The organism is Weissella sp. ESL1177 (genome assembly GCF_058107185.1).
Map to the genome: position 1 here is coordinate 498,620 of NZ_CM176591.1, position 22,035 is coordinate 520,654.

Here is a 22,035-nt window from a genome sequence, read left to right on the forward strand (position 1 = left end):
TTTAAAAGGATTAAACAAGGTAATTTATCATGACACTTACAAAAGAATTAGGTGAGTCATTCCAACGTCGTTTCGGTCACCCTGCAGAAAAGTTTTTCTTTTCACCTGGTCGTGTTAATTTGATTGGTGAACACACGGATTATAATGGTGGTCACGTCTTTCCAGCAGCAATTAGTGTTGGAACATATGCAGCTGTTTCATTACGTGATGATAATGAAATTCATGCTGTTTCGGCAAACTTTAAAGATGCTGGTATGGTCACCTTTGATAAAGGTGATTTAGCACTACGTCAATATGATAGTTGGGTAAAGTATGTTCGTGGTGTGATTAGTGAGTTAAGTAAATTAGGCCACGAAGTACCACGTGGCTTTAATTTGGCTATCGTTGGTGATATGCCAACAGCTTCAGGATTATCATCATCTGCTTCATTGGAATTGCTAATTGGTGTCATGTTGAATGATTTATTCGATTATGGCATGGACACACTGTCATTAGTTAAGTTAGGTCAAGCGGTTGAAAATGACTATTTGGGTTTGCAAACAGGCATCATGGACCAATTTGCTGTTGCCTTTGGTCAAAAAAAGCAAGCGATTTTCCTAGATACAAATACGATGGATTATGAAATGGTGCCAGCTGATTTTGGTGACTATGACTTAGTAATCATGACCACGAATAAGAAGCGAGAATTGGTTGATTCAAAGTATAACGAGCGCCGTGCGGAGACACAGCAGGCACTTGAAGATCTACAGACAGTGACAGATATTAAAACACTAGGTGATTTAACTTCTGAAGAGTTTGAAAAGATTGTTGATCACATTAGTAGCCCAGTTAACCAACGGCGTGCACGTCATGCTGTGACAGAAAATGAACGGACCGTTTTGGCAAAGGCAGCTTTGTCTGACCATGATATGCAACGCTTTGGTGAGTTGTTAACAGCCTCACACAATTCATTGCGTGATGATTATGAAGTAACAGGTATTGAGTTGGATACGTTAGTTTCTGCAGCAATGGCACAACCTGGTGTGTTAGGTGCGCGTATGACTGGTGCAGGTTTCGGTGGTAGTGCCATTGCGCTTGTAGCTAAGTCAGAATCTGAAAACTTTGCTGCAGCAGTTGGCAAGGCATATGCTGATAAAATTGGTTACCAAGCATCGTTCTTTGTTGCTGATATTGTTGATGGGACACATGCCTTGTAGGAGGCGGAGCTGTTAAAATGAAGTCATTAAATGCAGAACAAAGTCAAATCGTTATGGATTTCGTTGCATGGGGTGTAGCCATGCATGCTTATTCAGAAAATGAGATTGTATATCGAACAAATCTAGTGTTAGCAAAAATAGGTGCCACAAGTCTTGTACAAGGTTTGACTGGGCAAACAGATACTAATTTAAGCGACTTAACTGACCAATTAGTCGCTATACAAGCAGTTGATTTTGATATGAGTTGGCAACAAGCAATTAATCGCACAGAACTGTTAAATATTGTGACACCAATGCCGGATGTCTTAGCAAGTGAATTTAAGCGTTTATATGCGGTTGATCCTGAGCAAGCTGTTAAATACTACTACTTTATTAGTGAATCAGTTGAAAATGTGAAAGTGAAAGATATTGCACGTAATATTGCCTTTACGCATCAATCTAAGTATGGTGATATTGAGATTACGATCAATTTATCAAAACCTGAAAAAACAACTGCGGAAATTAAAGCAGCTGCGAGTGCACCAAAGTCAACATATCCACCAACCGCTTTAGATTATACGAATGAGGGTTATTTGGGAACAGTGACAGCTGCACCACGTTTAACTCATCGATTCATTCGAGATAATTTTAGCAATGAAACTTGGGGTTGGCACTATTCTCCATATGCTTATTTTGAAGAACATGCGATTTTCGTTAACTTTAAGCGTCAACCGATGCAAATGGGGCGGCGAACATTTACACGATTAATGCAAATTGTGACGCGTTATCCAATGTATATGGTCGGGTCTAATGCTGATTTACCAATTGTTGGTGGTTCAATTTTGTCACAAGAACACTATCAAGGCGGTCGTCATGAATTTCCAATGATGAAAGCCACTGTTAAGCAAGTGGTCGCACTGCCTGACTATGAAAATGTTGAAGTGGCTGTCCTAAATTGGCCAATGACAGCATTTCGTATTTCATCAGCTGATGCGGCAGACGTGGTTGCTGCTGGTGAATTTATTCGTCGAGCTTGGGAAAAGTATTCTGATGACAAACTAATGATTCAAGCAACGAGTGAATCCGGTGATCGGCAACATACAGTAACACCAATTGCACGATTTAAGAATGGACGTTATGAATTGTATTGTGTTCTTCGTGATAATGGTACTTCAGATGAATATCCGATGGGTATTTTTCATCCGCATGCGGATGTACAACATATCAAACAAGAAAACATTGGTTTAATTGAAGTGATGGGACTTGCAATTCTACCAGCACGTTTGTTAAAAGAATTGCAACAAGTTGAAGCATATTTAATTGACCGTGTATCACTTGAAGAAGTTGCTGAAAGCCATCGGCTCTGGGCAGAAGAAATCAAGCAAAACCATCAAGCTAGTCCGGCCAATGTTACGGACATTGTGCATGAAGAAGTTGGTAAAGTCTTTGTTCGCGTCTTAGAAGATGCGGGTGTTTATAAAGACGATCTGAATGGTCAAGCTGGCTTAGACAGATTTATTACTTATCTCACGAGTGTTAAATTAAGTTAATTGATATTTCGTCACTAGAGTAAACACAAAATACGTGTTTACTCTTATTTTTTTTAGGAAAACAGGCTAAAATAAGGGTATGAGACAACGAGATGAAAATAAAATATCAGCTTTATCAAATGCAGCATTGGATCTAGTGTCAGAACAGGGTATTATCAACTTAAGTATTAATAAAATGGCAAAGCGAGCAGGTGTGTCTGTAGCAACAGCATATGTTTATTATGATAATAAGGCTGATTTACTTGGTAAATTATTCCAGCAAGTTCAGCATCTTTTAATTAATGACATGGACATACCAGATGAAAACTTACCAATTAAAGAACAATTTGCGGCCATTTTGCGACAGTATGCAAATCGTTTTAGAAATAATGTGAAGGAGGTTGAATTTCTAGCAGCAATGTTAGCAAATCCACAATTTTTACCAGCAGACTTACAAAACAGTGGGTCATTGTTAAATGAAGAATTACTGACGATCATTACAGCAGCTTATCGACAAAAATTATTAGTGACGGGGAGTGTTGATTTAATTGTTGCGCAAACAATTCAACCAATGCAATGGTTACTGCAATCGCGTATTCAAAATGGTTTAACTGTTTCGGATGCCGAGGTTGAAGACTTCATAACGATGGCTGTACGAGCTATTTTTAAGTAAGTGATTTTTATTTTTAAGTTAAAATGAATGCATCAGTGATACTTTTCTTATATACTAAGTGTAGCGGTTGATTTAAGAGATATCGGCCGATTGAGATTTTTTGTAGAAGTCCACGGGAGGAATAAATAGAATGACAGCATATGATTATGATGTGTTATATATTGGTAGTGGTCATGGAACGTTTGATGGGGCAGCCCCATTAGCAGCTAAAGGTAAGAAGGTAGCTGTTGTTGAACAAGACCTTATTGGGGGAACTTGCCCAAATCGTGGATGCAATGCCAAAATTGCTTTAGATTCACCAGTTGCTTTGAAGCGCCATTTAGAAGAAGTTCATGGTATTGTTGTGACAGGTGATATTGACATCAACTGGGCAGCAAATGAAGCACACAAACAAGAAATTATTGCCGGTTTACCAGACTTTATCAAGGGATTATTGGTATCTTCAGATATTGATATTTTATTTGGTCGGGGTACTTTAGTTGATAATCACACTGTTAAGGTTAATGGTGAAGAAAAAACAGCTGAAAATATTGTCTTATCAACGGGTCTGCAACCTAATCGCCTAGATATTCCTGGAGATGATTTGGCACATGATTCCGAAGAGTTCATGAATTTAACAGAAATGCCCGATCGTATCACCGTGATTGGTGCTGGTTATATTGCCATGGAATTCGCATCAATGGCTGTGGCAGCTGGTTCAAAAGTCACAGTGATTATGCACGGTGATCAAGCCTTGAGAGCCTATCACCAACCATACGTTGAAATGATTATTAAAGACCTTGAGTCACAAGGTGTGCAATTTGTCCGTGAAGTAGAAGTAGAAGCCATTGTGGGTGGTGCGGACGGTTTAGTTGTCCGAGGTACTGATTTAAATGTTGAAACTGACTGGGTTCTTGACGCAACTGGTCGTGTACCTAACGTAGCTGATTTAGGATTAGATGAAGTTGGTGTTAAGTATAACGAACACGGCATTGAAGTTGATGATCATTTGCGGACATCTGTACCTAATATTTATGCTTCAGGTGATGTAATTGATAAGCAGCAACCTAAGTTAACACCAACAGCAATTTTTGAGTCAACATACTTGATGCACACGTTTGCTGGTGAGACAACTGATGCTATTCAATATCCAGTGATTCCGTCAGTTGTCTTTACGACACCACGTATTGCCAAAGCAGGTGTGTCCGTTGCTGAGGCACAAGCAAACCCAGATAAGTATACGATTGTTGAAAATGATTTGGCGGGTGACTGGTATCGTCAAGTTGATAAAGAAAAAATTGGTAAGAATACATTGATTTTTGACCAAGATCACAAGTTGGTTGGTGCAACTGAAGTGTCAAATAAGGCGGATGATGTCATTAATGCATTGTTACCAGCAATTGAATTTAAGTTTGGCCCTGCAGAATTAGAGCGCATGGTTTACTTATTCCCATCAATTGCGTCACAAGCATGGGGACAATTATAATTAATGATTAAACCATAAAACAAAAAAGGGAATGCAACAAAAGGCTTGTTGAAGCTAACTGTAACAACAATGCTTCAATAAGTCTTTTAGAACACGTTTAAGGGCGTCAATCTACCAATGTGAAAGATTGACGCCCTTTTTAGCTGGTTATAACGATTTATGACTGTTTTGAAAAATTTTGTTGCCGATAACTTAAGCGTAAACCAATAAGGTAACAGATAAAGAGTAACCAAGAGATTTTGGTAACATTCATTAAAAATGTAAACCATTGTGCTGGTTGATAAGATAACTGTAGGACGTTATCACCAATTTTACTGTGAACTTTTACTGTCCCAATATCAGTTAATTCATAGTCTGATGGCTTTAAGGAATGATTGTTTAGTCTTAAATGAGTGTGCGCATATTTAATAACGCTAATTGTTTTTAATCGGTTTGAATGTGCATGCCAAGCAACATATAATTGACCATTTTCAGTGTATTTAATAAATGTGTACTGTTTTGATGCAATCTGTTGACCATATTGTTCATATGGATTTTTAACTTTTTCTTTTTGACTATCTTGAATTGGTAAGTAGTCAGGGGTGGGTTTCCAAACACTATCCAGTAACACATGGAGTCGTTTATTGGCATAAAAACTTTGTCGCAAATGTGTACTGCTGGTGTCTTGATGAATTTTATTATTATCAGCGAGTACTTGCGGTGTTTCCCAAATTAAAGCCTTTTTGTTAACAATACCTATATTGTTAGCCATGACCAATATGACCGCACCGAGTAGTATGGGACGCCAATATTGATTTTTTTGAAACGATCCTTGCAGATCAGTCAAAGTCATTCCTAGACCAAGTAGCAAGAGTACAGTTGCTGTAGGTAGTAAACGATATGGAAATTGTAACATACTGATAAAAGGTAATTTAAATATTGTATTCCAAGGGATAATTGAGAGCGTTAATACTAAGGAAACACTCCCAATAATCGTCACAATGCGATTGGTTAGGCTAGATTGTCGCCAATGACGAAGAACAACAATGATTTGGTAACCATATAATAAAACATATGGGAAGAAAAGTTTTAAATTATCAATCGGGAATGTGACACTACCGCGCGTTTGCGGCGTGTGGTTTCGGAAGGGCGGGAGTATTTTATTACTAGTGTAGACTTCAATAAATCCTCCCCAAACATTTGCTGTTAATAAAATTGTCAACAATGCAGCTAGTAACGTTTTATAGATTAAAACTTGTCGTTGGTTTGTTTGAAAAAATGCAATAATGAAGAAAATCATGAGTAGGACAACAAGTAATATCGAAGATAACATATGTGTTTGAACCATCAACGTCACAGCCAAAGTCATTTCAATAATGTTAACAGGATCAGTTTTATTTTTGACAAGCCTCGTGGCGACAGAAACACCAATGGGTAGTAGCGCTGCACCCCAACTTAAGAATTGTTGTGAAATAGTCCAAGTAAAAATACCATAACTTAACATATAAAGTGCGGCAATTGGTACCAGATAGCATTGTTTAATTTTATTTTGAATGAGCAGATAATACATTGAAATACCAGCAATAAGCATGACAATGAAATCTGAAATAATTTGGTAAAAAAACCAAGAACGTGTTAACCATAAAATAAAGCCATTGAAATAAGCTAGAACGGGACCATAAATGGCATTCACGATACGTCCAGACTGTGAAAAACCATACATAGAAACAAAATATTGCCAATTTTGATCGTTTATTTGTGAGGCCATATCGTAAAAACGATTAAAATGAAAAAGTGAATCTGCCCCCATAATGAGACTATGATGCAAAATCTGTGGTGAAATTATTAATAATGCACATAAAGCTAGCAACAATATGTTTTTAAAATGCCGATTAAACATAAAAACCTCTCAATTATAATAATCATTCAACTACTAGTCTAACAATAAAATTGGTGAAGTAAAAAGGGAAAATCATGGTAAAATTATTTTGTGAAGGAGGAAACAAATGTATCCTAAAAGATTTATTCAATTATTTTTAATATTTTTAATAACCATATTTATCTCGCTTTTTATCGTCGATTTATTTCACATTACTGGCTTTTTACCCCAAGCAGTTGTTTTAACAGTTGTTGGTTATATTATTTTGATTATTCCTTTAACGATTTTGACGATTTTAAAGCAAAAGAAAAAATTTCGTGGTGTTGAGAAGGGTAGTCAGACGGATGTTTTCCAAAGTGCCCTGACAAAAATGGAAAATGTATTGGTTCTAGCAACACAATCAGAAAAGGGGCATTTGACTGCTAGTATTATCACCTTTAAACAATCGGCTAGTCAAGAAAATATTTTTTACCTTGTCACAGGAGCAGAAACTGAACGAGTCGCAAATATTACTCATAATGGCATTGTCGCGTTTACAACTTGGTATAATAAAGAAGATGGTTTGAGAGTTAGTTCAAAAGAAGTAACGGCAAAAATTATTCGTGATCATCAACAAATACAGGAAACTGTGCAACAACATCCCGAAATTAAAATGCTAAGTGATAATTTTAGTAATCAAGTGATCATTCAGTTAACAATCAATGCAGCATTAATTGAATCATTTCGAGATAATCCACAAGCAGTATCGTTTCAAGTGAATGACTAGTTAGTTGCATTTCTTAAGTGTTAGTGATAGTTTTATTATCAGTGGTTCGTAACCATCCCACTCAAAAAAACTAGGAGTAGATAATAAAATGGCACAAAAAATAAATCAGTTTCGTTCAGCTAGAAATATAGCAGTTACTGCGGTGATTGCTGCGCTATATGTTGTTGCGACTGTTGCATTACCGTTTGCATCATATGGGCCGGTGCAATTACGTTTTTCAGAAGCATTTAATCATTTAGCAGTCTTTAATAAACGCTATATTGTTGCAATAACAGTGGGGGTCTTCATAGCGAATATTTGGTCACCTTATGGTATTGTTGATATGATTGTTGGTACACTTCAAACGGGTGCCATGCTATCGATTTCGTATTATTTAGCGAAGCATGTTAAGCATATTGTGACTCGCTTAATGATTAGCACAATTGTTGATACGTTAATGATGTGGGTGATTGCTGCGGAACTATATTACATGGCTAAAACGCCATTTTGGGCAACCTATGCATGGACGGCATTAGGAGAATTTGCTGCATTAGTTATTGGTGCAATTATTGTTTATATTATTAGTCGGACAGTTGATTTAGAAAAGTAAAGTGAAAAAAGATTGTATCTTAATCTTGTAACGTTAAACACGTCATGATAAAGATACAATCTTTTTTATTATTAGTTGCTATTCATTTCTAAAATGGCATCAAAGACAGATTGGGGTAGTTCAATATTACTTTTCTTAAGTCCTTGTCTACGCATTTGTTGTTGCTTTTTAGATACCTTAGTGCCTGAAGCCTGTGCTTTACGTAATGGTGGTACATCTGCACGTGCGATGGCACGACCTTCAACAATTGCTTGTACGGGCATTGCTTGCAATTTTCTTGGAATTAAATCTTTTAAACGATCAACTAATTCAATCCCCATGCGATTTGCTTTCATTCGATGGACGACGAAAGTTAATGCATCGATTTTTGCATAATCAATCGCAATATCTATTCTAACCAAATCAGATGGCTGGTACTGATCAAAGGTTGTTGATAGTGTGGCAAATCCATGCGAAACAGATTTTAGCTCATTAAAGAAGTCATAGGCAATTTCAGATATGGGCATGCGATATGTCACTAATAACATCGTGCCAATTGTTTCTAAGTCAACTAATTCGCCACGACGTGATTCAGCGAGACGCATGACGTCATTTAACATGTCATTAGGCATTGTCATTTTTGCTAACATATAGGGTTCTTCAACTTGAACGATTTGCCCATAGTCAGGAAATTGTGTTGGATTTTCAACGTAAATGGGCGTATCTTCATTTTTAATCGTGACACGATACGTTGAATTTGGCATAGTCGTTAATACATCTAATCCAAACTCTTCCTTTAAACGTTCTCGAATGATCTGTAAGTGAAAAATACCAAGAAAACCACCACGAAAGCCCATGCCTAAGGCTTCTGATTGTTCAGGCTCATACTGGAAAGCAGCATCGTTTAAGGCTAGTTTTTCAATACCAACTTTCAAATCTTTGAAGTCACTACCACGAGGATAAAGTCCAGCGTATACCATTGGTTCAACTTCTTGATAACCGGGTAATGCGACTGAAACTGGGTTTTTAGATAATGTAATCGTATCACCAACTTTAACAGCTTCAGGATCTTTGATACCAGTGACAATAAAACCAACATCACCCGTTTTTAATTGTTTGATAGGTGTCATTAAAGGTGTAAAAACACCCATTTCTTTAATATCTGATTTCACATGATTTGCCATGAATAGAATTTGATCATTGTTATTTAGTGTACCGGCAAATAATCGAGCTTGCACGATAACACCTTTATATGGATCAAATTTGGAATCAAAAACGAGTGCTTGTAGGTTATCATTTTCATTGCCAACGGGTGCTGGCACACGATCACGAATGGCAGTTAAGACGCGATCAACATTTAAACCGCTTTTAGCCGATATTTTAATAATATTATCTGATGTAAATGATGAATCCAAATCTGCTAACTGATCAATTGTTGCATCGACCTCAGCTGCAGCAGTATCAATTTTGTTAATGATTGGTACAATGACCAAATTGGCTTCTTTTGCTAACCGATAATTCGCCACAGTTTGCGCTTGGACACCTTTTGTTGCATCCACTAATAAAAGGACACCATCAGTTGCAGAAAGGCTACGTGATACCTCATAATTAAAATCAACATGACCAGGCGTATCGATTAAATTATATTGATATTCATCGCCATTCTCATCAGTATAGTAGTTACGAACGGTTCTTGACTTTACGGTCACACCATGGGCTTTTTCGACACTTAGATCATCGAGTAATTGATCTTGAGCTTCTCGTTCTGAAATGGTATTTGTCATTTCCATGATACGATCGGCTAACGTTGATTTACCATGATCAATATGGGCGATAATGGCAAAGTTACGAATGTATTTTTGACGTGTAGACATGTTGACTCCTTAAAATTGTTGTGTTCATATTATACCATTTTCATAAAAATGAATACGGCTCTAGTCAGATATTTACTTAATATACGAACTATCTAATTTTTTAAAGGGATTTAAAAGCACCATTAATATTTAAAAACGAATGAATTAATTACTTATTTGTTATAAAGTTAACTTTATTTTCGACTTTAAAAGTGTTAACATAAACCTCATAGTAGTTGGTGTTGATATTTTTAGCCTATAATTAGGGGGAAAGAACAATGGATTTTGCAACTGGAGCAATGGGACCAAGCAGTTTACATTACAGTTTTGAAAAGTCTAATGTTACTGATTTTGTTGCTGGCGGAACACAAACAAATAAGCAACCTAAAGTGAATGAAAAGTTGATTGCACATTTTCATGACTTATGTGAGCGTCATCCAACTTGGACTTTTGGACAAATCGCTAGTGGGTTACATGTTGATGCAGCAACTTTACGACAGATAGAGATGATGACAAATAGTAAACTTCGTTCAGCTAAGGCACGTTAACGAGAAAACAATTTTTTGACGTTATTAAAAGGTCGTTGTCTACCAATAAATTTGGTGGATAACGACCTTTTTTAGTTATTCAATTATATAGATAAAACGTTTTTAATTAGTGACGGCCAAGCTTTAGAATAGGGGTTGACTGCTCTATCAAAGTATTTGGTTCTTCTAGTAATTCAAAGGTCGACAAATTATCTGAATTTGTGATTGTTACAATAACAGTATCATCCAAACCGGCATCAGTGATTGATTTATCCCAGAATTCGATCAATAAATCACCTTTATTAACATGCTGACCACGTTCAAAGTATGATACAAAACCAGTTCCTTGCAGTGTGACAGTATCTAATCCAATATGAATTAATGTCACAATACCAGTATCAGATACTAAGCCAACCGCATGGCGGGTTGAGAAAGCAATACGAATTGTTCCATCAAATGGCGCATAAACACGACCATCAGTTGGTTTGATTGCAAATCCTTTACCTAAGTCACCAGAAGCGAATGCTTTATCATTAACGGCACTTAATGGTAATAATGTACCACTGATTGGTGCGTAATAGACTGATTCACCATCTGCAAGGGTTGGCAATACTTCAGTAACTGTTTCATTAGTATCATTGAATTGCTTACCCCAAGTACGCTCTAGTTCATCAACAATTTCAGCGTGCTTTTGTTCGGTTAAGGTAACTTTCTTGAAGAAGACAAAGACACCAGCAAGAATGATCACAATTGGAATACCAAACATAATTGCTTTGAAAGTAGCTGAGTTAGCAGGTGTAATTGATGCAGCAGTGGCGCCACTTGTCATACCAGCAACAACAGCAGTTAATCCAACAACACCGTTAGAAATAGCACCAGCTAATTTATCAAGTAGAGGACGAATTGACAGTGTTAATGATTCGTCACGATGACCTAATTTTAATTGACCATATTCAACCGAATCAGAAATTGTCATCAACACAACTAAGAATACGAGTGGTTGTGGGATGGCAAATAATTCAGCAGCAACTAGGACAACAGGTAATGACTTACCGGCAAATACAAAGACAACTAAACCGACTAGCATAATGCCGACACTCCAGAAGAATAACTTACGACGGTTAAGTTTGTCAGCTAACTTAGGGAATAGTGACACAGAGATAAGACCAGTAATGACATTTAAACTTGCTAAGATAGAGAATGACTTTGAATCCCCCATAATGAAAGTAAAGTAGTAAAGTTCAAGTGAATTAACTAATGTCATACCAGTCGTGTAGAGGCCGTAAGCAACAGCAGTCCACATTAATTGGTCATTTTTAAGCAAAATTTTGATAACTTGCTTAAATGTTGTTTTTTCTTTATTTTGACGAAGTTCTGAATCAACTTCCTTTGTACCAACACCAACAGCAATGGCACTAATCCAAGCAACAAAAGAGATAATAATGGCAAACCATAGCCAACCACGTGTATCCCCAGTACCACCATTGCTCTTAACAGAGAAGAAGAGTACTAACGGCATCACAACAACACCAACAAGGTTTGCGCCTAACGTTGAGCCAATTCGCGCAAAAGTAGCTGTCTTTTCACGTTCACGTGAATCAAAGGTCAAAGCGGGAATCATTGACCAAAATCCAATGTCTTTAAATGAATAAAAAATATCCATTGTAATGTAGATAATAGCAAATAGAATTAGATAAGCCATTGGATTTGATTTGTTCAAACCACCCATGCTAGTAAATAAAATGATTAGAGCAATTGAACCAATTGTTCCACCAATAACGACCCAAGGCTTAAATTTACCCCAACGAGTTCTGGTGTTGTCAATCGCATTTCCAATGAATGGATCAATAGCTAATTCGACAAAACGAAGCAAGAAAATGATTAATGTAATAGCACTAATCATTTTATTATTGGTTGCAGAGTCACCACCACTGAACAAGTGGGTGGTGACGAACATGATGAAGTAAGTTGATAAGGTGGCAAAAAAGACATCATTACCAAAAGCTCCAAAGGAATACGACCAACGTGATAATGCGGACTGTTTATTATTTTCAGCCTTCATGATACAAAGTCTCCTTATAAAATTATAAAATTGTCAACCGCCTAATTGTAAGCGCTTTCAGATAATAAAGCAAGTTTTTTTATTTATTATAAATCTTTTACACTTTCTTGGTAAGCGGTTACAATATTAGTGTGGCAACTATTTTGAGAACGTTACAGTACTGGATTTCGAACATCTTATGGAGGAACATATGGCAAAAGCAGTCATTACATTTGATAAGGCACAACAAATATTTCACCTGAGAAATGGTGAAATTTCATATTTAATGGCCATCGAAGAGGGAAATATTCTGAGTCATTTATATTTTGGAAAGCATGTCAGTGGTTATCATGGGTTACGTCACTATCCAAGATACGAACGTGGTCTGTCACCTAATTTAGCTGGCATTCCTGGTGAGGTAGACCGTCACTATTCAAAAGACGTGTTACCACAAGAATATGCAGGTAATCAGACCGGTGATTTTCGTTGCCCAGCTATCGTTATTAAGGCAAAAAATGGGGCTTTAGCAACTGATTTTCGTTATGAATCATATGAAATTTTTGCTGGTAAGCCTGAGTTATCAGGTTTACCACAATCATACGTTAAGGAAGCAGATGAAGCACAAACTTTAGCAATTACATTAAAAGATACAACATTAGCTGCCTCAGTCATCTTATACTATACAATTTATGCTGATCGGGCAGTGATTACTCGTTCAACTAAAATTGTCAATAATAGTGATGTTGATTTTCAGATTGAAAAAATTGCATCATTACAATTGGATGTTCCAAAACAAAACATGGCAGTAATCTCATTTCCAGGCTCACAATTTCATGAACGACAAGTCGAACGCGAATCACTAAGACAGGGTATTACGGAATTTAGTAGTAGACGTGGCGCTAGTTCTCATCAAATGAATCCATTTGTTGTTATGGTTGACCCAGCAACTACCGAGCAAACGGGTGAAGCAGTGGGTGTGCAATTAGTTTATTCAGGTAATCATCAATTTACATTTGAAAAAGATTATATTGATCAAGTCCGTTTGGTGACGGGAATCAATGAAGATGGTTTTAGTTGGCAGTTGAATCCGACAGAGAGTTTTCAATCACCAGAAGCAATTATGGTATATTCTGATGAAGGTCTAAATGGTATGTCACAAACTTTCCATCACTTACTCCGTGAACGTGTGGCACGTGGTAATCATCAATTTAAGGATCGTCCAATTGTGATTAACAATTGGGAAGCGACTTATTTTGACTTTAATGCGGAAAAAATTGAAGCCATTTTGAATGAGGCTGCACCATTAGGGATTGAAATGTTTGTACTTGATGATGGTTGGTTTGGTGATCGTGATGATGACAAGCGTGCATTAGGTGATTGGTATGAATATACAAGTAAATTAGCGAGTGGTGGTGGTTTGCGTGGCTTAGCAGAGAAGGTACATGCAAAAAACATGCAGTTTGGTTTATGGTTTGAACCAGAAATGATTTCTGAAGATTCTGATTTATATCGTGCCCATCCTGATTATGCCATTCAAATTCCTAATCGGCCAAAGTCGCTTTCACGCGATCAATATATTCTTGATTTCTCACGTTCGGAGGTTGTTGATAATATTTATGAGCAGATGACAGCTATTTTAGATCGTGTGCCAATTGATTATATTAAATGGGACATGAATCGTCATATGACAGAGGTTTATTCAGCTGTGTTGTCAGCCGAACAACAAGGAGAAGTAGCACATCGTTATATCTTAGGTGTTTATGACTTAGTTGATCGTCTAACCAAGCGTTATCCGGATATCTTATTTGAAGGTTGTTCTAGTGGTGGTGGCCGCTTTGATGCAGGAATGTTGTATTACTTCCCACAAACATGGACATCAGATAGTACTGATGCTGCTGAAAGAATTAAAATTCAATATGGGACGACTTTTGGTTATCCTGTTTCAAGTATGACAGCGCATGTGGCAGCTGTTCCTAATCCACAAACACAACGTTGGACGAGTTTAAAGACCAGAGGAGATGTTGCAAGTTCAGGTGTCTTTGGTTATGAACTTGACGTGCAACAGTTGTCGGATAAAGAAAAAGCACTTGTTAAAGAGCAAGTAGCTTTTTATAAAAAATACCGTCATCTGATTCAATACGGTGATTTCTATCGTCTAAAAGATCCATTTACGACTAATGAAGCTGCATGGGAGTTTATTAGTCCAGATAGTTCTGATGTATTGGTCTATCACTTTAGATTACTAGCATCTGCACAACAACCGTTTACAGTGACAAAACCGGTTCATTTGATATCAGATGGTGTCTATATTGATCAAGTCACTGGAGAAAAATGCTTTGGTGATGAGTTAATGCAATTAGGATTTTATGATGATCCAGCCCAAGCGGGTGATTTTGTCTCACAAGTGCACGTTTATTCTTTGGAATAGTAAATAAAATTTTTTCACGGGACTTTTTAAAAAAAGTAATTAGATGTATCATTAGTTTGTATATATAATATTTTAAGAGGTAAGGTTAACATGTTAAACGCACGATTAGCACAAGATGTTTGGAAAGATCCTGGAAAAAATGTTTCATTTATTGTACTAGCATTGAATCATCAGAATTTAAATGATGAGCGAGAAGGTATTGCTGAATTTGCGGATAAATCGCAAGCTATTATTAGATCAATGCGTATTCGTAATCCGGAAGCTGGCTTACAAGTTGCGATTGGATTTAGTAACTATGCTTGGAATTATTTATTTCCAAATGCAAATAAACCCAAGGAATTAGAGACGTATCAAACATTGCATGGCCCAGAATACACGATGCCCGCTAGCGATGGCGATATTTTCTTGCATATTCGTGCAAGTGAAGAAGCAGTTGTTTACGAAATCGTCCGTCAATTTATGAAATTGTTATCACCAATAACGAGTGTCATTGATGAGACAAAAGGATTCCGTTATTTAGAGGGGCGTGCCATCATTGGTTTTATTGATGGTACTGAAGCACCAGCGATTGAAGATGCGGCTGATTATGCCATTATTGGTGATGAAGATCCAAATTTTGAAAATGGTTCGTATGCCTTTGCTCAAAAGTGGCAGCATGATATGGCATTCTGGGAAAATCTAACGGTTGAACATCAAGAAAAAGCAGTCGGTCGTCATAAATTTGATGATATGGAATTAGATGATGATGATAAACTAGCAAATGCTCACAATGTTGCTTCAAAGATTGAAATAGATGGTGAAGAACAGAAAATCATTCGTATGAATGTGCCCTTCTCTGACCCAGCTTTAGATTATACAGGCACATATTTTATTGGTTATTCACGCCATTGGCGAGTAACAAAGCTCATGTTAGAACAGATGTTAGAAAAATCAGATTTTCTACTAAAGTTCTCAACTATTTTAAGTGGACAATTGTTTTTCATTCCATCACGAGAGACACTCGCAGATATAGCTGATGGTGTTTTCTTTGATGAAACAGATTGATAACTTAATACTTTTAGAGACAAAAAAGGTTTGATACAGGCACAAATAATTTTGCTTGCTCAAACCTTTTTATGTTATCGTAATTTATCTTGTTCTTTATCAGTAGCCGTTTGTTGTTCAGAAAAATCAACAGATACGGTACCATTTGCACCACCATTTGTATTATGCCAAACAGCATTCGTTTGTATAGCGCCATTAACACGGGCTAAAGTCAAAATTGCTGGTTTACCATACTTACTGGTTAAGCTTTTTAAAGAATCACCCTCATGAGTGGGATCGTCACTCTTATCTAAGGCAATGGCATTGTATGCTGATAGTGTCCATTTCTTCGCTAGATTAATGGTCTTTGTATCTAAGATTGTTTTTGAAGTTAATCTGGCACGATTGGTATTATTATTTGCGCTCATGAAAGTTAAGGTAACACCGGTATAATCACCAGACACATTCTTCCATGAGACAACAGTTAGGATGTGGCCATTTGCTTTTGATTTTGACTTTTTATCTGGTCGACCATAGGTGGCAACAACTTTTTCATAAGAAGTGCCGTTTTTACCAGCTTTATTAAAATCGCCGAGTGTTAATTGATCAAATGATTTTTTGGTCCATTTATGAGCAGCTAATGATTGTTGATGATTAGATTGTGTTTGTGAATTTTGGTCATGTTGAGAAACAGTAACAATCAAGATAATAGCAATGATTCCCAATACAACAGTTATAATTTTCTTTTTCATTGATTTATATGTCTTTCTATAGATTGAATAATCTCAATTAAGAATAGCATAAAAAAACGTTAGTGTAACTGACTATATTCATTAATGTTGGATACAACTTGGTAGAGAATTATTCATTATGCATTATAGTGGTCAGTAACAGGTAGGTTTTGTATAATCTTAGTATGAGTAAATACCGTTAAAGGAGAGGTTATTTTAAATGTCTATTATGAAAGACACGAGTAATTTACCAATTATCATCTGTTTCGTTTTAACAATTATTTGTATCACGATGTTGGTGATCAGCCTAAAGCAAAATAAATTCCGCTTATTAAACGGCGTCCTAGCAAATTTTTCAGTCCTATTAGGTGGCATAACATTAATGATGTTTATAGAATTGATAAACATACATTGGTTATCTTTGATTTTCTATACCATAATGATTATTGTTTCAATTCCATTAGCAATTTTGTATTCACTGTTGGGAATTTTACTATTATGGAATGCATTTACGGTTTGGCGTCGTGAAAGTCATACACTTGGTAATATGTTGACGTTAGCTTTAGGTGTTTTAATTGTCGTTATTTTACCACTGTTACGAGCATTGGATAGTCGACTATTAAGTCATCAAGCAATTGGGTTATACATGGCATTCGTTGAGCCGGTTATTTTATATTTTGTTTTCTGGTTCTTAGCATTTATTACATCATTTATTATTACCCGTTTATATCGACCAAAGTATAACAAGGATTATATTATCGTTTTGGGAGCAGGCTTATTGAATGGTAAAGACGTTTCACCATTATTAGCCTCACGAATTCAAGTCGCATTAGATTTTGCTGTCAAGCAAAATGAGAAAACAGGTTACTATCCTTGGTTAATATTTTCTGGTGGTCAAGGTGGGGATGAGTTACTACCTGAAGGGGAAGCGATGGCGAGTTATGCAGAACAACACGGTGCACAAACGTCACATATATTAATCGAAAATAAATCAAAAAATACTTATGAAAATATGCTTTTCTCTAAAAAAATATTAGCAGATAAAGATATTAATTTCTTAAATGGTTTATTTGCCACGAGCGACTATCATACTTTCCGTGCAGCTGGTTATGCTCGTTTAGTTGGCTTAAATATTGACGGTTTGGGTGCTAAAACAAGTCGTTTCTTTATCCCAAACGCATTTATCAGAGAATATATTGCGTTATTGGCAAATCATAAATTATTTCATCTCATTTGTTTGTTTATCATTTTAGTGTTTGAAATTCTTAGTTTTATTGTTGGTAATGGTATATTTTTCTAAAATGTCACTTTCAAGGTTATAATGTTATTGTAGGTATTTTAGATATATGGGGGAATCATAATGAAAATTATTGTTTTGGATGGGAAAGCTTTAAACCCAGGGGATCTAGATTGGCATATTCTTGATCAATTTGGTGAAGTTGTTGTTTATGATGAGACACCGTATGATGATCAGAAGGAAATCAGTGCACGTCTAGCAGATGCAGAAATTGTGTTAGTTAATAAGGTACCGATTACCAAGTCAGTTATTGATGCATCACCAAAACTTAAATTGATTGCAGAAACAGCAACTGGTTATGACAATATTGATGTGCAATATGCACAAACGAAAGGGATTACAGTCACTAATGTGCCAACTTATGGGACGGATGCAGTTGCACAGTTTACATTTGCATTGATATTGGCTGTTACTAGCCGTGTGAAGCAACATGATGATTTGGTTCATGCGGGCGAATGGCAAAAGGTAGGGCGTTTTTCGTTTTGGGATGCACCATTAATGGAATTGAAAAATAAAACGTTGGGTATTGTTGGTTTTGGTAAAATTGCACAAGCGGTTGCAAAAATTGCCTTGGCGTTTAATATGAATGTCATTTTTTATAATCATCGCCCACGGACAGTTTTTGATGATGCGATTCATCAAGTAGATTTAGAGACACTATATGCTGAAGCCGATATTATCAGCTTACATATACCGTATACACCAGAAATGTCAGCATTCATTAATGCTGATACGATTGCTAAGATGAAGAAAACAGCAATATTGATCAATACAGCAAGAGGAAAATTGATCAATGAGCATGACCTAACGATGGCTTTAAACCATGATCAAATTGCTTATGCGGCTCTGGATGTTGCTTCACAAGAACCAATCAATGCTGATAATCCATTGTTAACAGCAAAACATTGCTATTTAACACCACATATTGCATGGGCACCTTTGGAAACGCGACAACGCTTGTTAGATATTGTCGTTGAAAATATCCAGGGATATCTCGCAAATGATTTGGTCAATGTCGTTAAAATATAAAATAAAAAATGTGCTATGTGAATAACATTGCACATTTTTTAATTGGCTAAATAACTAAAAAACAGGGAATTTAAGATAATAATAATAATTTTATTGACCTAAATTGTGAAAAATAGTACGATTATAGGTTGCCAAAATTCACAAAATCTTCGTTTTTAGGACAAAAAAGTGGTATATTAAGGTATAGACTGTACAAAAATAGGAGGTAGGTTAATTTTATGTCTACGGTAAAAGATTTAACAGCCATTGTTGGTAGTCACCATATTGTGACTAACGCAGCCAAATCATTACGCTATCGTAAAGGATACCGTTCAGGTTATGGAGAGGCTTTGGCAGTAGTTATGCCAGGAACTCTTGTTGAAATGTGGCAGGTTTTGAAAGTGTTGCATAGAGATAATATTATTATTATCATGCAAGCTTCAAATACCAGTTTGACAGAGGGATCTACACCGACTGAAGGATATGATCGTGATGCAGTTATTGTCAAGGGTAGTCGTATTAAAGACTTACAATTAATTAACCAAGGTAAGCAAGTGATTGCTTTCCCAGGTACGACATTATTTAATTTGGAAAAGTCATTAAAGCCATTGAACCGAGAGCCACACTCAGTGATTGGCTCATCAACGTTGGGTGCTTCAGTTATTGGTGGTATCAATAATAATTCAGGTGGTGCATTGATTCAACGTGGGCCTGCATACACAGAATTGTCATTGTACGCTCGAATTGATGAAAACAATGAATTACACTTGGTAAATCATTTAGGTATTGATCTTGGTGATTCACCAGAAGAAATTTTGGATAATTTAACAAATCGTCGTTTTGATTTGAATAATGTGCCCAATTCAGACGAACGTGTTGGTCATAATCGTGATTATGAGAAGCGTGTTCGTGATGTTGATTCTGATATGCCAACGCGTTATAACGCTGATCCTAAAGGATTGTATGAAGCATCGGGTGCAGCTGGTAAAGTTGCCACATTTGCTGTCCGCTTAGATACGTATCCTTCAGAGGGTAAGTCACAAGTGTTCTATATTGGAACGAATTCACCTGCTGTCTTAGAGAAAATGCGTCGTCACATCCTAGCAGAATTTAAGAACTTACCTGTTTCAGGTGAATACATGCACAAGGATGCCTATGAGTTAGCTAAGTTATACGGTAAGGACTCATTAATGGTCATCGATAAGTTAGGTACAAGTATGTTACCAACTTTATTTGGTTTAAAAGCAACTGCTGAACGTATATTGGGACATGTACCAACGTTCAAGCCTTATTTCCCAGATCGTTTCTTGCAAAAAGCAGGGCACTTGTTCCCAAACCAATTGCCAAAGCGTATGGAAGACTATGCTAATCGTTTTCAACACTATCTACAATTGAAGATGGCTGGTGACGGTATCGAAGAGGCACGTGCTTACCTGACTGAATTCTTTAAAGAAGAAGAAGGTGAATTCTTTGAAGCAAATGCTGATGAGACAAATAAAGCATCATTGCACCGTTATGTTACTGCTTCAGTTGTCATCCGTTACCAAGAATTGATGCAAGATAAAATTGATATTTTGCCAATTGATGTTGCTTTGCGTCGTAATGATGATAACTGGTTTGAAACATTGCCAAAGGAAATTGACGATAAGATTCAATACAAAGTTTATTATGGTCACTTCTTAGATCACGTTATGCATCAGGATTACATCTTAAAGCCAGGTGTTGATGCTCATGAATTGAAACAAGAAATGCTAAAGATTTTTGACGAACGTGGCGCAATTTATCCAGCTGAGCATAACGTTGGCCACTTATATGAAGCTGCACCAGCATTGGTCAAGCATTATAAGAAGAACGACCCAACAAATAGTTTCAACCCTGGAATTGGTAAAACTTCTATGAAGAAGTGGTGGGGCGAATATTAATAATCATCAGATGATTAGTTTCTAAATTAATTCGGTTGATTTAAAACCAAGCAATAACTGTTCAGAGTAAGTGTTCAGTTATTGCTTTTTTTACATCATGTTACTAAATAAATGGCTAATTTTTAAATAATGACAGGATAACTTCAAATAACGGTGCAATCATAACCATTTGAAGTTATCATTAATATGGGGTTGTGGTTGTTTCATGAGTGGTTGAGGAGAGACTTCTAGAGAATCATGAAATTATTAAGAATAATGATGGGGGAAGATAGATGAAAAAAAGGATTGCTTTGTTATCTGATATACATGGAAATGTCACCGCACTGAAAGCAGTCATTGCAGATTTAGCGACACAAGAAATTAATGATTGTTGGTTTTTAGGTGATTTGGTCATGCCAGGGCCAGCAACTAATGAACTATTTGCACTATTGGAGAAAATAAAAGTATCTGTTTATATTAGAGGTAATTGGGATGATTGTTTTTTAGATGTTCAGAATCAGACGGTTGGTAATCATTATGATGATCCGTCAGATGTTTATATTGGTATGTTAGGCCAGTATGTCATTGATCATCTTGATGGTAAGTATCAAAAGGCATTGCAGCATTTTCCAATCCATCAAATAAAATCGGTCAATGGGCTATCAATTAACATTTCGCATAATTTAAATGATTTAAATTCGGGTCCTGCATTGTTAGCGGATGCAGCAACCACACATTTTGATCAATTATTTTTAAGTGATGATGTTGATATGGCTATTTATGGTCATGTGCATCATCAAATGTTACGTTACAGTAGTCGAGATCAATTAATTATTAATCCAGGTTCGGTAGGACAACCATTTTTTAAACATCGTCAGTTAAATCGTGATCGACGGGCACAATATGCCATACTTGAGATTGATGATGCTGGCTTGGCGCAAGTTGATTTCAGAAAAGTCGCTTATAACTTATCAGAAGAATTGGTAATTGCTAAGGCAGCAGGATTACCGTATGTCAATTTATATCAGGAAATTTTGTTTGATGGTGTTGCTCATACGCACGATGATGCGTTGTTAGCTGGGATTAATGCACAATATGATTATGTACAACAACTAAAAAAATTAAATCAACGACAATAAAACCGAAAAGGACTGACCGATATTAATGGCCAGTCCTTTTGCTTTTAATTGGT

The 22,035-nt window shown here is 36.4% G+C and carries 17 protein-coding genes and 1 riboswitch; of the genes, 13 read left to right on the forward strand and 4 right to left on the reverse strand.

What is annotated here, in order from left to right:
• Positions 1 to 29 precede the first annotated feature (29 nt).
• The 4 genes from AC3B5D_RS02400 (at position 30) to AC3B5D_RS02415 (ending at position 4,842) form a co-directional block, all read left to right on the forward strand.
• Positions 30 to 1,196, forward strand: a complete 1,167-nt coding sequence (locus AC3B5D_RS02400; RefSeq protein WP_489839693.1) for a galactokinase — start codon at positions 30 to 32, stop codon at positions 1,194 to 1,196.
• Between the two features lie 17 nt (positions 1,197 to 1,213).
• Entirely contained in the window at positions 1,214 to 2,725 is a 1,512-nt protein-coding gene (locus AC3B5D_RS02405) for a UDP-glucose--hexose-1-phosphate uridylyltransferase (RefSeq protein WP_489839692.1), read from the forward strand.
• 79 nt (positions 2,726 to 2,804) lie between these two features.
• A complete protein-coding gene (locus tag AC3B5D_RS02410) occupies positions 2,805 to 3,377 on the forward strand; it encodes a TetR/AcrR family transcriptional regulator (protein WP_489839691.1) in 573 nt (190 codons plus the stop codon).
• A 130-nt stretch (positions 3,378 to 3,507) separates the two neighbouring features.
• On the forward strand, positions 3,508 to 4,842 hold the full coding sequence (locus AC3B5D_RS02415; RefSeq protein ID WP_489839690.1) for a dihydrolipoyl dehydrogenase family protein: 1,335 nt from the start codon (positions 3,508 to 3,510) through the stop codon (positions 4,840 to 4,842).
• Between the two features lie 157 nt (positions 4,843 to 4,999).
• On the opposite strand, the gene AC3B5D_RS02420 is transcribed toward AC3B5D_RS02415, so the two are convergent.
• Entirely contained in the window at positions 5,000 to 6,721 is a 1,722-nt protein-coding gene (locus tag AC3B5D_RS02420; RefSeq protein ID WP_489839689.1) for a hypothetical protein, read from the reverse strand.
• Between the two features lie 106 nt (positions 6,722 to 6,827).
• Between AC3B5D_RS02420 and AC3B5D_RS02425 the strand changes: the two genes are divergently transcribed.
• Entirely contained in the window at positions 6,828 to 7,466 is a 639-nt protein-coding gene (locus AC3B5D_RS02425; RefSeq protein WP_489839688.1) for a pyridoxamine 5'-phosphate oxidase family protein, read from the forward strand.
• Between the two features lie 35 nt (positions 7,467 to 7,501).
• Positions 7,502 to 7,546: riboswitch (PreQ1 riboswitch) on the forward strand.
• Between the two features lie 8 nt (positions 7,547 to 7,554).
• Positions 7,555 to 8,055: a QueT transporter family protein gene (locus AC3B5D_RS02430; protein WP_489839687.1), complete on the forward strand. Its 501-nt coding sequence runs from the start codon at positions 7,555 to 7,557 to the stop codon at positions 8,053 to 8,055.
• A gap of 71 nt (positions 8,056 to 8,126) precedes the next feature.
• Here the strand turns inward: AC3B5D_RS02430 and lepA are convergent, their stop codons facing one another.
• Positions 8,127 to 9,908: a translation elongation factor 4 gene (gene lepA / locus AC3B5D_RS02435; protein ID WP_489839686.1), complete on the reverse strand. Its 1,782-nt coding sequence runs from the start codon at positions 9,906 to 9,908 to the stop codon at positions 8,127 to 8,129.
• 257 nt (positions 9,909 to 10,165) lie between these two features.
• On the opposite strand from lepA, the gene AC3B5D_RS02440 reads away from it, so the two are divergent.
• Entirely contained in the window at positions 10,166 to 10,435 is a 270-nt protein-coding gene (locus AC3B5D_RS02440) for a helix-turn-helix domain-containing protein (RefSeq protein ID WP_489839685.1), read from the forward strand.
• Between the two features lie 106 nt (positions 10,436 to 10,541).
• On the opposite strand, the gene AC3B5D_RS02445 is transcribed toward AC3B5D_RS02440, so the two are convergent.
• Positions 10,542 to 12,476, reverse strand: coding sequence for a glycoside-pentoside-hexuronide (GPH):cation symporter (locus AC3B5D_RS02445; protein ID WP_489839684.1), 1,935 nt, complete (start codon positions 12,474 to 12,476; stop codon positions 10,542 to 10,544).
• Positions 12,477 to 12,666: 190 nt separating this feature from the next.
• On the opposite strand from AC3B5D_RS02445, the gene AC3B5D_RS02450 reads away from it, so the two are divergent.
• Both AC3B5D_RS02450 and AC3B5D_RS02455 read left to right on the forward strand, forming a co-directional pair.
• A complete protein-coding gene (locus AC3B5D_RS02450; protein ID WP_489839683.1) occupies positions 12,667 to 14,883 on the forward strand; it encodes an alpha-galactosidase in 2,217 nt (738 codons plus the stop codon).
• A 90-nt stretch (positions 14,884 to 14,973) separates the two neighbouring features.
• Positions 14,974 to 15,927 (forward strand): Dyp-type peroxidase, encoded by a 954-nt coding sequence (locus tag AC3B5D_RS02455; RefSeq protein ID WP_489839682.1) that lies wholly within the window; start codon positions 14,974 to 14,976, stop codon positions 15,925 to 15,927.
• Between the two features lie 74 nt (positions 15,928 to 16,001).
• Here AC3B5D_RS02455 and AC3B5D_RS02460 read toward each other — a convergent pair whose 3' ends face one another.
• Positions 16,002 to 16,658 carry a DUF3862 domain-containing protein gene (locus AC3B5D_RS02460; RefSeq protein WP_489839681.1) on the reverse strand — a complete coding sequence of 219 codons (657 nt, stop codon included), beginning with the start codon at positions 16,656 to 16,658 and terminating at the stop codon, positions 16,002 to 16,004.
• A gap of 199 nt (positions 16,659 to 16,857) precedes the next feature.
• Here AC3B5D_RS02460 and AC3B5D_RS02465 point away from each other — a divergent pair, with 199 nt between their 5' ends.
• From AC3B5D_RS02465 to AC3B5D_RS02480, 4 genes are all read left to right on the forward strand, one after another.
• The gene (locus AC3B5D_RS02465; protein WP_489839680.1) at positions 16,858 to 17,937 is read left to right on the forward strand and encodes a YdcF family protein; all 1,080 of its coding nucleotides are present in this window, start codon (positions 16,858 to 16,860) and stop codon (positions 17,935 to 17,937) included.
• Between the two features lie 60 nt (positions 17,938 to 17,997).
• Positions 17,998 to 18,963 carry a D-2-hydroxyacid dehydrogenase gene (locus tag AC3B5D_RS02470; RefSeq protein WP_489839679.1) on the forward strand — a complete coding sequence of 322 codons (966 nt, stop codon included), beginning with the start codon at positions 17,998 to 18,000 and terminating at the stop codon, positions 18,961 to 18,963.
• A gap of 218 nt (positions 18,964 to 19,181) precedes the next feature.
• Complete coding sequence (gene dld / locus AC3B5D_RS02475) at positions 19,182 to 20,864, forward strand: D-lactate dehydrogenase (protein ID WP_489839678.1); 1,683 nt, start codon at positions 19,182 to 19,184, stop codon at positions 20,862 to 20,864.
• Between the two features lie 272 nt (positions 20,865 to 21,136).
• Complete coding sequence (locus AC3B5D_RS02480; RefSeq protein WP_489839677.1) at positions 21,137 to 21,982, forward strand: metallophosphoesterase family protein; 846 nt, start codon at positions 21,137 to 21,139, stop codon at positions 21,980 to 21,982.
• Positions 21,983 to 22,035: the final 53 nt, after the last annotated feature.